10 protein-coding genes are annotated in these 13,063 nt (G+C 64.2%); 5 read left to right on the forward strand and 5 right to left on the reverse strand.

Annotation, left to right across the window (positions count from 1 at the left end; all coding sequences use genetic code 11):
- Positions 1 to 71: 71 nt before the first annotated feature.
- The 3 genes from PCJ49_RS16710 to PCJ49_RS16720 form a co-directional block, all read right to left on the reverse strand.
- The gene (locus PCJ49_RS16710) at positions 72 to 899 is read right to left on the reverse strand and encodes an enoyl-CoA hydratase-related protein (protein ID WP_269911928.1); all 828 of its coding nucleotides are present in this window, start codon (positions 897 to 899) and stop codon (positions 72 to 74) included.
- A 160-nt stretch (positions 900 to 1,059) separates the two neighbouring features.
- Positions 1,060 to 2,394, reverse strand: a complete 1,335-nt coding sequence (locus tag PCJ49_RS16715) for an amidohydrolase family protein (RefSeq protein ID WP_269911929.1) — start codon at positions 2,392 to 2,394, stop codon at positions 1,060 to 1,062.
- Between the two features lie 64 nt (positions 2,395 to 2,458).
- Positions 2,459 to 3,538, reverse strand: a complete 1,080-nt coding sequence (locus PCJ49_RS16720) for an aldose epimerase family protein (RefSeq protein ID WP_269911930.1) — start codon at positions 3,536 to 3,538, stop codon at positions 2,459 to 2,461.
- 148 nt (positions 3,539 to 3,686) lie between these two features.
- Between PCJ49_RS16720 and PCJ49_RS16725 the strand changes: the two genes are divergently transcribed.
- A complete protein-coding gene (locus tag PCJ49_RS16725) occupies positions 3,687 to 4,613 on the forward strand; it encodes a Gfo/Idh/MocA family oxidoreductase (RefSeq protein WP_089290184.1) in 927 nt (308 codons plus the stop codon).
- Between the two features lie 41 nt (positions 4,614 to 4,654).
- Here the strand turns inward: PCJ49_RS16725 and PCJ49_RS16730 are convergent, their stop codons facing one another.
- Entirely contained in the window at positions 4,655 to 7,069 is a 2,415-nt protein-coding gene (locus PCJ49_RS16730; protein ID WP_269911931.1) for a glucan 1,4-alpha-glucosidase, read from the reverse strand.
- Positions 7,070 to 7,355: 286 nt separating this feature from the next.
- On the opposite strand from PCJ49_RS16730, the gene PCJ49_RS16735 reads away from it, so the two are divergent.
- The 4 genes from PCJ49_RS16735 to PCJ49_RS16750 all read left to right on the forward strand — a co-directional run bounded on the left by PCJ49_RS16735 (position 7,356) and on the right by PCJ49_RS16750 (position 12,704).
- Complete coding sequence (locus tag PCJ49_RS16735; RefSeq protein ID WP_269911932.1) at positions 7,356 to 8,981, forward strand: alpha-amylase family glycosyl hydrolase; 1,626 nt, start codon at positions 7,356 to 7,358, stop codon at positions 8,979 to 8,981.
- Positions 8,982 to 9,220: 239 nt separating this feature from the next.
- The gene (locus tag PCJ49_RS16740; protein WP_089290182.1) at positions 9,221 to 10,525 is read left to right on the forward strand and encodes a sugar MFS transporter; all 1,305 of its coding nucleotides are present in this window, start codon (positions 9,221 to 9,223) and stop codon (positions 10,523 to 10,525) included.
- A gap of 82 nt (positions 10,526 to 10,607) precedes the next feature.
- Complete coding sequence (locus PCJ49_RS16745) at positions 10,608 to 11,654, forward strand: LacI family DNA-binding transcriptional regulator (RefSeq protein ID WP_269911933.1); 1,047 nt, start codon at positions 10,608 to 10,610, stop codon at positions 11,652 to 11,654.
- Between the two features lie 60 nt (positions 11,655 to 11,714).
- Positions 11,715 to 12,704, forward strand: a complete 990-nt coding sequence (locus PCJ49_RS16750; protein ID WP_089290180.1) for a glucokinase — start codon at positions 11,715 to 11,717, stop codon at positions 12,702 to 12,704.
- A 48-nt stretch (positions 12,705 to 12,752) separates the two neighbouring features.
- Here PCJ49_RS16750 and PCJ49_RS16755 read toward each other — a convergent pair whose 3' ends face one another.
- Positions 12,753 to 13,049, reverse strand: coding sequence for an addiction module antidote protein (locus PCJ49_RS16755; protein WP_269911934.1), 297 nt, complete (start codon positions 13,047 to 13,049; stop codon positions 12,753 to 12,755).
- Between the last annotated feature and the right edge of the window lie 14 nt (positions 13,050 to 13,063).

Genomic DNA, 13,063 nt, shown 5'->3' on the forward strand with positions numbered 1-13,063 from the left:
AAGGGGGCCTTGGGTCGACCATGACCCAAGGCCCCCTTTTTCCCTTGTCGGCTTTATTTCCCTTGTCGGCTTTATTCAGCGCAGGCGGGCAAGGCACAGCGGCTGAATTGCGGACGGCGACGTTCCACAAAGGCGGTGATGCCCTCGGCAAATTCAGCACTGTCGATGGCGGCCAGGAAGGTTTCCCGTTCCGCCGTCAATTGCTGCTGGAAATTATGTTCCAGCGACAGATAGAGCAGCCGCTTGGTCCGCCCCGACGCCGTGGCCGCGCCAAAGGCCAGTTGACGGGCGGTGCAGCGCGTTTCCTCCGCCAGACGCGAGGCCGGGCAGACACGGTTGACCATGCCCAGTTCCAACGCCTCCGCCGCCGTCAGGCGGCGATCCAGCAGGGCCAGTTCGGCCGCCCGGCGGGAACCGACCAGACGGGGCAGCGAATGGGTGGCCCCACCATCGGGCGTGGTGCCCAGGGGACCATAGGCCATCTGGAAGACCGCCCGGTCGGATGCCACCACCAGATCGCAGGCCAGCACAATACCCAGACCGGGGCCGGCCGCCGTGCCGTGCACCCCGGCAATCACCGGCTTTTCCATGCGGCGCAGGGCGGTGATAGACTGATGGGTGAAATCCATCAGCTTGGTGAAATAATCCCGCCGTTCAGCGGCCGGGGCCGACAGCATCTTGTGGAAGGCCGGGATGTCCCCGCCCGACATGAAGCTGGTACCACGGCCAGTCAGCACCAGCACCCGCACCGCCGGGTCGTTGGCCGCCTCCGTCGCCATGCCGGCCAGCGTGGCCGCCATCTCCACATTCATGGCATTCAGCATAGCGGGCCGATTGAAAATGATCTCCGCCACACCTTCCGTGGCATGGCGGGTATAGATCAGGCAATCCGATCCCATGTTGCACCTCCCAACGCGATAGACAGGGTGTAACGGTCTCTCTGCCCTTACCGGCATCGCCGTTTGTTTCCTGATATAACAACATTGCCCCATCAATAGGCCAATGGGGAATATTCTTTGGCGCGCCAGTTTGAGGGTTAGATCGAATCGATATAGCGGATTACGGGACCGGGACGAAGGCGACCGGCTGGCCGCCGCTGCGATGCACCAGACCGCGCCGCATGACGAACGCCACCTGCTGCAAGGCGGTGATATCGGCCAGCGGGTCGCGGGCAACGGCGATGATATCGGCATCCAGACCAGTACGGATGGCACCGATTCTGTTTTGTTTTTCAAGCACCTCCGCCGCCGTTACGGTAGCGGAACGAATGGCGTCGGCCGGCGCCATGCCGGCATCCACCATCAGTTTGAATTCCTGGGCATTCAGCCCGTGGTGGCTGACACCGCTGTCGGTGCCGAAACCCACCTTCACCCCGGCCTTCACCGCCCCCCCGAAGGAGGCCTGCATCTTCGGCCCCACATCCAGGGCCTTTTCCTTTTGGGCGGGGGTCAGGGTGGTGCTGTTGCGCGCCATCTCTGTCACCGTATGGCCGGCCAGCAGGGTGGGCACCAGATAGGCCCCGGTCTGACGGAACAGCTTGATGGACTCGGCATCCAGGTAGCTGCCATGTTCCACCGTATCCACACCGGCCCGCAGCGCGGCATTGATGCCAGCGGCGGCATGGGCGTGGGAGGCGACGCGTTTGCCCATCAGATGGGCAGTATCGATGATGGCCTTGATCTCATCATCAAACATCTGTTGTCCGGTGCCGGCGGCGATGTTGGACAGCACGCCGCCGGTGGTGGCCAGCTTGATGACATCGGCCCCCATGCGGATCTGTTCGCGCACGGCGCGGCGGCAATCATCCGGGCCGTTGCACACGCTTTCCGGCCGCAGCGCATGGGTCACCGCCTCGCTGAAACCATTGGCGTCGCCATGGCCGGCGGTGATGGAAATCATGTGCCCGGCGGCATAGATGGTCGGCCCCTCCACTGCACCCTGATTGATGGCATCGCGGAGCGCAAAGCCGGTGCGGGCCGGCGATCCCAGTTCCCGCACCGTGGTGAAGCCCGCCTGCAGGGTGCGCCCGGCATAGACGACACCTTTCAGCACCGTCTCTTCCGGGTCTTCCTGCACCTCTTCCAACTGGCTGCCAGGCCCCAGTTCCCCACCGAAATGCACATGCAGGTCGATCAGGCCGGGCAGCACCCAGGCATTCTTCAGATCGATCACCTTGGCATCGGCCACCCCTGCCGCCGCCGCATCCAGATAGCCGGGGCGCACATCCTTGATGCGCCCATCGGTGACGATGATGCTCTGCTGTTCCAGCACCTTTTCACCCGGCACAGCCAGCAGATGGCCGGCATGGATGATGCTGGTCTCCGCCATGGCCGGCAGGCAGGCGGCCGACAGCAGCAGCCCGGCCATCCATGTAGCAATCTTGCCCCGTTTCATGACCCTAGTCCTTTTCTTATCATTGGTTGCGGGATAGTCTGGATGCGGCAGAAACGGGGGCTGATCAAGCCCCCGCATCGCTGCTGAAGCGATAAAGAATCCGGTGGCGGTAAATCTGGCCGGGGGCCAGCCGGCAGGGGGGAAATTCCGGCCGGTTGGGCGTATCCGGATGGGTCTGCGGCTCCAGGCACAGGCCGCCGCGCCGGCCATAGGTGGCGCCCCCCTTGCCGGCCAACCCATCGGGCAGGAAATTGCCGGTATAGAATTGCAGGCCGGGTTCAGTCGTCCAGACCTCCACCACCCGGCCGCTTTCTGGCTCCGACAGGCGGGCGGCGAAGGCGGGTTCCGGCTGGCGGCCGGCGCGCAGCACAAAATCATGGTCATAGCCATGACCCAGCGCCAGTTGCGGATCGTCGCCGCCTTCCAGCCCCGCGCCCACCCGCCGGGGTCGGGTGAAATCAAACCAGCCGCCGGCCACCGGCTGAGGCGGACCATTAGGGATGGCGGTGGCATCCACCGGCAGAAAGCTGTCAGCGGCGATTTCCAGATGATGGCCGCTGATGTCCCGTCCCGCCGCCTGACCGGCCAGGTTGAAATAGGCATGGCCGGTCAGGTTGACGATGGTGGGGGCGTTGCTGACCGCCTCCAGCACCAGTTCCAGCCGGTCTTCATGCAGGCGATAGGTGGCGCTGCCGCGCAACTGACCGGGGAAACCCTGGTCGCCATCCGGGCTGTCCAGGCAAAGGGTTACCTGCGGTACCGGATCGGCCGTCAGCCCCGCCACCTGCCAGATTCGTTGATGGAAGCCGCCGGTCCCGCCATGCAGGCTGTTGGGACCGTTATTCACATCCACTTGGCACGGTTGCCCATCCAGGCTGAAACGGCCGCCGGCAATGCGGTTGGCATAGCGGCCGACGACGCTGCCCAGATAGCAGGCATGATCCAGATAGGCCTGCGGATCGTCATGTCCCAGAACAATATCGGCCGGCTCTCCCGCCCGGTCCGGCACCACCAGCCCCTGCAACGTGGCGCCCAGGGTCAGGATGCTGGCCGACAGCGCCCCATTACGCAGGGTAATGCAATCAACGCTGTCCCCCCGGTTCAATTGGCCGAAGGGCCTGCATTCCGCCGTTCTTGTTTCCATCCCGATCATTCCCGTCTGCTGGGGGGCCATTGTTTATGGTTGGTGTTGCCGAACTAATCATATAAATGATGCCAATGAAACGGTCGCCTTGCCCCGGCCGTGCGGCGGGGGCGATGACAGGCCGAACAGGAAGGATTGGAAACCGCCCATGGCTGCTATCAAGCTCGGGCTGGTCGGTGTTGGCAAGATCGCCCGCGACCAGCATTTCCCCGCCATCCATGCCAACCCGGATTTCGATCTGGTGGCCGTGGCCAGCCGCCACGCCACGGTCGATGGGTTGCCCAGCTATCATGATGTCGCGGAAATGCTGGCCGCCCATCCGGAGATTGAAGCCGTCTCCATCTGCACCCCCCCGCAGAGCCGGCATGAGATTGCCCGTTTCGTGCTGGAAAGCGGGCGCCATGTGATGATGGAAAAGCCGCCCGGCGCCACGGTGACGGAGGTGCATGATCTGATCGATCTAGCCCGTCAGCGCAAATTGGCGCTGATGGCCACCTGGCATTCCCGTTACGCCCCGGCGGTCATTCCGGCCAAGGAATGGATCGCCCAGCGCCGGTTGCGCCGCGTGCACATCACCTGGCGGGAAGATGTGCGCCATTGGCACCCCGGCCAAGATTGGGTGTGGGAACCGGGTGGGCTGGGCGTGTTCGACCCCGGCATCAACGCCCTGTCGATCATCACCGCCATCCTGCCCAACCCGCTGATCCTGCAACAGGCGACGCTGGATTTCCCGGCCAACCGGCAATCCCCGGTGACGGCCGCCCTGTCCTTCAAGGATGTGGCGGGCCTGCCGGTGACCGCCGATTTCCACTGGCTGCAGACCGGCCCGCAAAGCTGGGATATCACGGTGGAGGCCGAAGACGGCGTGCTGGCCCTGTCGCGCGGCGGGGCGGCCATGTCCATTGATGGCGTGGCGCAGGTGGAACAGAAGGAACAGGAATATCCCGGCCTGTACCGTCGCTTTGCCGAGCTGGTGCCCAATGCTGGCATCGATGCCGATATAGCGCCGCTGCATCTGGTGGCTGACGCCTTCCTGCGCGGCGATCGCCGCACGGTTGACGCCTTCCACTGGTAAACGGAACGGGGCGGCGGGTCACTCCCTGCCGCCCCGTTGGGTTATTTTGCGTAACGCGCCGCCACCGGCGCGTACCAGTCCCAGACCCGGCGGTCATGCAGCGACCGCAGCAGTTTCACATATTCCGCATGGCTCCAGGCCAAGGGCGTGGCGGAATTGGTGCCCTGGCCCAGGCTATAGCCGGGCGGGGCAACGCCCACCCCATCCCAGACCTGTTCCGGAATCATCAGCCCTTCATTGGCGAATTTCTCCATGCCGCGCGCATAGGTGCGGCGGATGGCGTCGATATCCGCCGGCGTCGCCCCACCGGGCTTCAGACTGGCTGCTGCCAGTTCATAATGCCCGCGTTCGCCGGTGAAAATGGGCCAGACGCGGCCGCGCTGGCCGGCCCCCATGCCGCCTTCCAGCTCCCCGGTGCCGTAATTGGCACCGTTGCGCACATCTTCCCCATAACCGTCATTGCCATAGCGGCGCCAGCCGGGATAGGTGCCGTCATCGCCGGGGAATTTGAACAGGTATTTCACCCGCACCTCATCCGGCAGGCCCGTATCATCCAGTTCCGGCAGACTGTCCAGGATGGAAGGCGCATCGGCCCGGCGCACGCCATAACGCACCAGTTCCAGGAAACCCGCATCCAGATAGATATCCTCTGTCAGTGCCTGTTTGCCGTTGCGGGCGGTCAGCGGCCCCTTGTCATTGGGATTGTCATTCTGGGTGATGCGCAGGAAATAGCGGCCATTGCCGCCGCGTTCTTTATAGGGGCCGCTGGTGGTGAACATCGTTGCCTCGATCCGAGCATTGATGGCATCGGCCTTTTCGCGGTAGCGGGCGGCGGAATCCGGATCGCCGGCCCCCTCGGCAATCTCCGCCGCCGCCACCAGACCGGCCACCACGGCCGCCGTGGTGGAGGGGGAATAGCCGCCCTGTTCCTCCCAGCGTTCCTGCTGGGTTGCGGGCGGGGTGACGGTGTCCTTATTGTTCCAGTCAATGCCGGGCTTACCGCCCGTGACCAGGAAATCGGCGGCCGGCTTCAGCATATCCGCCCATAAGGCGTTCAGCGTGGCCTTGTCCAGCACGCCGGCCTGCGCCAGTTTCCAGCCCAGCATGATGGGCATGGCCGTCTGGTCCAACTGCACCGCCACCCATTCGCGCGTGCCGTCCACATGGGTCTTTTGCAGGAACCAGCCGGTCACCCCCTTGTTGCCCTTGGTATCCGGGCGGACCTGAATGGTTTTCAGATAATTGAAGGCGGCCAGCGGGGTCTGCTTGTCGCCCAGCGCCAGCAGTGCCATGGCGCATTGATAGAAATCGCGCGGCCAGACGGCCTTGTAACCGGTGGCGAATGTCTCCGCCGACACCGTGTCGCCCCAGGGCGCGGAGAGGGAGGCGATCAGCGCCCCGGCATGGGTCTTATCCTCCTGCGCCTTCAACACCATGGCGCTGACATAGGCAAGCTTGCCACCATCGGTGGCCGTGGCGGCCAGATCGGGCAGCGGGGCGAGGCTGGCCAGATAATCCTCCCAGCCCACCGCATCGCCTTCGCCATTATAGGCGGCCAGCACGGCGCTATAGCCCCGGCGCAGGCTGGCATCCGCCGCCGCCGCTGCGGCTGCCTTGTCAGCCCCGAAACCGATGACGATATCCTGCACCCGCTCCGTCCCCTTGGCCACCTTGGGCAGTTCGCCTGCCAGGGCAACATTGCCGGCGCGGGTGCCACTGGTCTGATAGGCGGGTAGCACGCCGTCGCGGCGCAGGCCCGTCAGCCCATCCGACGCCCCGACAAAGCCAACAGATGTGCGGGTAAAACCGGTAGCGGAACGAATGGACAGGGCATTGGCCCCTTCCCAGGCATTCAGGGTGCCGCCGCTGCTGTCGGCGCGGTCACCGCCACCGGTGCCCGCCATCTGCGGGTCGGCCAGCAGCACCGGGGTGATATCGGCCGTCAGCGCGCGGAAGATGGTACGGATGAACAGCACATCACGGTCGGGATCGGTGAAAATATGTTTCTCCACCTCATACCGGCCCTGGCGGTCGCGGTTGATGATGCGATAGGCCAGCGACAGCGGGCGGCCCTGCGCATCCTGGTGCAGATAGTCGATATGGCTGTCCATATCGCCCGCTTCCAGATGCAGGAAACCATCGCCCTGGATGGCAAATTGCAGTTCGCGCAACTGCGCTTCATGGATCTGGCCGCGCATCGTCTCCGTAACGATGCCATGGGCCAGGGAGAACCAGACGCGGGAGACCGGGCCGGTGGCCCCGCCATCCTGATAGCGCCCATTCTGATAGGATTCGTAGGATGTGCCGATGCCGGTCTTGCCGGAATAGGCCCAGGTGGCGGCGGCACCGGGCGCGCCAGGGGCCACCTGTGGCGCGGTGGCCGCCAGACTGGTGCCCGCCAGCAGCAGGGCGGCAAAGGGGCCAAGTACCTGGCGCGCCATCATCTTCCTGTTCATCTCACTCCCCATTTCAACGCTTGTTGCCGGCCCCGGCACCCTGCGCCGCCGCCTTGGTATCCCATTGATGACCCAAGCCGGCCGGCCGGCGCGGCCTGAATACGTATGTGCTGCGGCGCACCCTTTTGGCGAATACGTATGCGCCTGCTGGAGGTGCCGGAGGCCGCCCCCTATGATCGGATCGGATAAATTGGGGGGAACCGTCGGCGGTGGGTAACAGCACCAACGACAGCAGGAACAAACCCCGAGTGCAACCCGACCTGGAAGCGGAACTCGGACATCCATCATGGTTGATCAGCAACAACAGGCCGGCCCGGCAGAGGCCGGCCATCCCTGGTGGCAGGGCGGCGTCATCTATCACGTCTATCTGCGCAGTTTCGCCGACAGCAATGGCGATGGCATTGGCGATCTGCCGGGCCTGCTGGGCCGGCTGGATTATATTGCCGCCCTGGGCGTGGACAGTGTCTGGATCTCGCCTTTCTTCAAGTCGCCCATGGATGATTTCGGTTACGATATATCCGATCATTGCGATATCGATCCGATTTTCGGCACCATGGCGGATTGGGATGCCGTGGTGGAGCGTGCCCATGCGTTGGGCCTGCGACTGGTGATCGATCAGGTCTATTCCCACACAGCGGCCGATCATCCCTGGTTCCAGGCCAGCCGGCAGGATCGCCGCAATGATTACGCCGACTGGTATGTCTGGCAGGATGCCAAGCCCGATGGCAGCCCGCCCAACAATTGGCAATCCATCTTCGGCGGACCGGCCTGGACCTGGGATGCCCGCCGCCGCCAGTACTACATGCATAATTTCCTATCCTCCCAGCCGGACCTGAATGTGCATCACCCGGCGGTGCAGGAAGCGATCAAGGAAATTGCCCGTTTCTGGCTGGACCGGGGGGCGGACGGGTTGCGGCTGGACGCCGCCAATTTCTTCACCCATGACCGGCAGTTGCGCGACAACCCGCCCAACAAGGCGGCCACCGCCCCGAAACGGCCAGTGGAGTTCCAGCAGGCGCTGCACAATATCTCCCAGCCCGAAACGCTGGATTTCATTGAGGAATTGCGCCGGCTGGTGGATGGCTATGGCGACCGCTTCATGGTGGCGGAACTGGGGGAAGCCCCCTTCTCCCTGGTGGCGGACTACACACAGCCCGGCAAGCGCTGCCACACGGCCTATAATTTCGCCTTCCTCTATCGTTGGGCGCTGGATGCCGCCCTGCCCCGGCAGGTGATTGAGGGCTGGCAGCAGGCATCCGGCGGGGCCTGGCCGTCCTGGACCTTCTCCAACCATGACGCACCGCGCGCGCTCAGCCGCTGGGCCATGGGGGCCGCCACCCCCGCACAGGCCAAGTTGTTGAATGCCCTGCTGCTCTGCCTGCCCGGTACCCTGTTCCTTTATTACGGGGAGGAATTGGGGCTGCCGCAGGCCGAGGTGGCGTTTGACGATCTGGTGGACCCGGAAGCCATCGCCAACTGGCCCCACACGCTGGGCCGCGATGGTGCGCGCACGCCCATGCCCTGGCTGGCTGAGGCGCCACAGGGCGGGTTCAGCCGGGCCAAGCCCTGGCTGCCGCTTGACCCGCGCCACCGCCCCCTGGCGGTGGATCGGCAGGAGGCCGACCCGGACAGCACCTTGCATGTCACCCGCCGGCTGCTGGCCCTGCGGCGGGAAGACCCGGCGCTGCGCTGGGGGGAAACCAGCTTCCGCGATTTGCCGCCGCATTTGCTGGGCATGGAACGGACCTATGGCAATCGCCGGCTGCTCTGCCTGTTCAACCTGTCGGCGGAATCAGTCCCCTTGCGGCTGCCCGATATGTCCGCCTGGCGGACGTTGCAGGCGATCAATGGCGCGCGATTGACCGAAACGGAATTACCAGCCTTTGCTGCCCTTATTGTCGAGGCCATTTAGCAGTTGCAGCATGTTGTCCACCGGTTACCACAAAGAAACCAAGGCGAACATTAGACGCACCCGCAAGAGAAACATGCTGCAACGCAGCAAAATAACCAAACCCTATGCAATTTTTGTTGCTTAATTACAAAAAGCGAGAAAAATGCTGACCGTTCGGCGGAATTCTGTCGACAGCGTTGTCATGCTTTGCCACATGGTACGGTCAATCAAACCGGCAATAATCCGTTAGGGAGGTCGCCTTGGCGCAGTCCGTTTCCTCAGCCGCCACGGGGGGTTCGTCCACCTTCCCGGTGGCGACCAAAATGTTGCCCTTCACCTTCATGCTGTTCTTCATTGTCGGCTTTGTCACCGTGCTGGTCGATCCGCTGGTGGCAAAGTTCAAAGGCGCGTTCGAGCTTAGCTATACCGAGGCGATGCTCACCCAGTTCTGCTATTTCATGGCCTATTTCCTGATCTCCCTGCCAGCCAGCCGCGTGCTGGACCGTCTGGGCTATCTGCGCGGGGCCATTGTCGGTTTCAGCACGGTGGGTATCGGCATCCTGCTGTTCATTCCCGCCATTGAAATTGCCAAGTTCTGGGTCTTCCTGGCGGCCCTGTTCGTCATCGCCACCGGCGTGACGATGATCCAGGTGGTGATGAACCCGCTGGCCTCCGGCCTGGGCCCGGCCGCCACGGCACCGCAGCGCCTGACCCTGGCCCAGGCCTTCAATTCGGTGGCGACCATGATCGCCCCGCTGGTCGCCGGCTATATCATTTTCGACGCGGTGACCGACGGTGCGGCCCCGGCGACGGGTGTTGATGCCGCCACCGCCCTGCGCGTGCTGGAAACCCCCTGTCTGATACTGGCCGGCGTGATGTTCGCCATCGCCATCGCCTTCTGGACCCTGCGCGGCAATGAGAAGGTGGAGCGCCGGGAGACCAGCCACTGGCACATGCCGTCCTTGTCGGAAAATCCGCGTCTGGCCTTTGGCGCGCTCTGCATCTTCACCTATGTCGGTGCGGAAGTGGCCATCGGCAGCCTGATGATCAATTATCTGGGCCTGGAAAGCACGCTGGCCCTGCCGGAACACAGCGCCACCCATTATCTGGCCTATTATTGGGGCGGGGCCATGGTTGGCCGCTTCATCGGTTCTGTGGTGATGTCCAAGGTGTCGCCGGCACGTGTGCTGGCCGTCTGCGCCCTGATCGCGGCAGCCCTTGCTACCGTCTCGGCACTGACCACGGGTGTTGTGTCCGCCTATGCCGTGCTGGGGATTGGCCTGTTCAACTCCATCATGTTCCCCACCATCTTCTCGCTCTCGGTGAAGGACATGGATGACCAGACGCCGGCGGCCTCCGGCCTGCTGTGTCTGGCCATTGTCGGCGGGGCGCTGGTGCCGGTGCTCACCGGCAAGATCGCCGACATGACCAACCTGCACGCCGCCCTGTTCGTGCCGGTGCTCTGCTATCTCTCCATCATCGTCTTCGCCATGCTCTGCGCCCGTTCGGTGCTGGAAAACCGCGTCGGCCGGCAGGCCAAGGCGGGCGTGGCGCTGGCCAAGTAAACGTACCAGGGCGGGATGTCGGCGGCCCTTCCTGGCCGGCAGCATCCCGCCCCACTTGGAAGCGCCCCTGTCGGAGAGACGCATGGCCCCGCCCCGCACCCGCAAACCCACTATCAATGATGTGGCCGATCTGGCCGGCGTGTCGATCAAGACCGTATCGCGGGTGATGAACAAGGAGCCGAACGTCCGCGACGCGGTGCGGGAAAAGGTGATGGCGGCCGTCACCCAGCTGGGCTATCAGCCCAGCATGTCGGCCCGCTCCCTGGCTGGTGAACGGTCCTTCCTGATCGGCCTGTTTTATGGCGATACCGGCGGGCAATATACCCACGATATCCAGCTGGGCATGTTGAACCGCTGCCGGCTGGCCGGATATCACCTGCTGGTCGAGGAAATCGATTATAAGGCCCTGGACGTGGCCGACCGGGCGGGGATGCTGGTCAATCAGGTCCGCATGGCCGGCGTGGTGCTGCTGCCGCCGGTGACGGATAATCCCGTCATCTTGAATGTGCTGCAGCGCGCGGCCGTACCCTATGTGCGCATCGCGCCCGACCGGGATATCGACACCTCCCCCATCGTGCGCATTGATGAATGGCAGGCGACGCGCGATCTGGCCGATCATCTGCTGGCCCTGGGCCATCGCCGCATCGGCTTCATCAAGGGTAAGCAGGCCCACGCCGCCACCCGCCTGCGCTATGCCGGTTTCTGCGAGGCGCTGGCCGACCGGGGGCTGGCCCCGGTGCCCGATCTGGTGGAACAGGGCGAATTCTCCTTTGAAACCGGTATGGAATGCGCCATGCGCATGTTGAACCGGCCCGACCGCCCCACCGCCATTCTGGCCAGCAATGATGAGATGGCGGCCGGTGCCATTGCCGCCGCCCGCCAGCTTTCCATTGCCGTGCCGGAACAGCTTTCCATCGTCGGTTTCGACGATATGCCCATCGCCGCCCAAGTCTGGCCGCAACTGACCACCATTCATCAGCCGGTCACGGCCATGGCGGAAGCGGCCGCCGACATGCTGGTGGAACTGATCCGCCGCAAGGATGCCGGCGTGTGGGACAATCCCCTGCCCCACCGTCACCTTGACCATAAGCTGGTCATCCGGGCATCCACCGCCCGCGCGCCCAGTTGAGTTTGTTCCCTCTCATAAACATTTTTCCCATCCAGCCCCAGCCCTGCCAGGAAGCCAGATATGACCGACGGCACCGCGACCAACCAGGCCCCCTTCCTGATCGCCGATATCGGCGGCACCAATGCCCGTTTCGCCCTGGTGGGCGAGAATGGCGCGCCTTACGCCGAACAGGTGCTGCGCTGCGCCGATTACCCGACGCTGACCGATGCGGCCCGTTTCTATCTGCTGGAACAGAAACTGCCGGTGGCGCCCAAGGTGGCCGCCTTCGCCGTCGCCTCCCCCATCCTGGGCGACCTGATCCGCATGACCAATCTGGCCTGGGAATTTTCCATCAAGGGCGTGCAGCACGATCTGGGGCTGACGCATCTGGATGTGATCAATGATTTCACCGCCGTGGCCCTGGCCATCCCCGAACTGGGGGAAGAGGACAAGGTGCAGGTGGGCGACGGCGCGCCCGTGGCCGGCCACCCCATCGCCGTGCTGGGGCCCGGCAGCGGGCTGGGCGTTTCCGCCCTGGTACCGGGCGACAATGGCCATTGGACGGCCCTGGCGACCGAGGGCGGCCATGTCACCATGCCCCCCATCACCGACCGCGAAAGTGCGGTGCTGGCGCAGTTGCGCAAACAATATGAGCATGTCTCCGCCGAACGCGTCGTCTGCGGTCCCGGTCTGGTGAACCTGTATGAGACACTGGCCTTCCTGGAAGGGGTTGAGCCGAAGAAGCTGACGGCGGCGGAGATTTCTGACCGCGCCGTGGCCGGCCGCGATCAGGTTTGTGTGGAGGCGCTGGACATGTTCTGCGCCATGCTGGGCTCCATCGCCGGCAATCTCACCCTGTCGGTGGGGGCGCGCGGCGGGGTCTATATTGCCGGCGGCATCATCCCCCGTTTCCTGGGCTGGTTCAGCCACAGCCGCTTCCGCAAGCGCTTTGTGGAAAAGGGCCGGATGCGCGCCTTCCTGGGGCCGGTGCCCACCTATGTCGTCACCCACCCCTACCCGGCCTTCCTGGGCCTGGCCGCCAAGGTGCGGCGCGCGGCGCATGGGGGGTGAGGCTTTCCCCAGCGGCGGGCCCGTGTCACCGGCCTGCCGCGGGGGGTTTCAGGAACGGGGGGTAAAGGACAAGTGCAGGTTCAGTGCCTTGGCCACCGCCATCAAGGTGGACAGGGTGGGATTGCCCTCCTCCCCCAATGCCTTGTAAAGGCCCTCGCGGGAAACACCTGTATCGCGGGACAATTGCATCATGCCGTGGGCACGGGCAGCAACCCCCAGCGCCCGCACCATGAAAGCCGGATCATCCTCTTCCGCCGCCGCATTCAGAAAGGCGGCTATGTCCTCGGCAGTTTGAAGATGCTCCGCCGGATCGAAAAGGGCGGTCTGGGTAAATTGGTCAGTCATTCCTCTTATGCCCT

This window comes from Niveispirillum sp. BGYR6, assembly GCF_027568365.1.
Lineage (GTDB): Bacteria > Pseudomonadota > Alphaproteobacteria > Azospirillales > Azospirillaceae > Niveispirillum.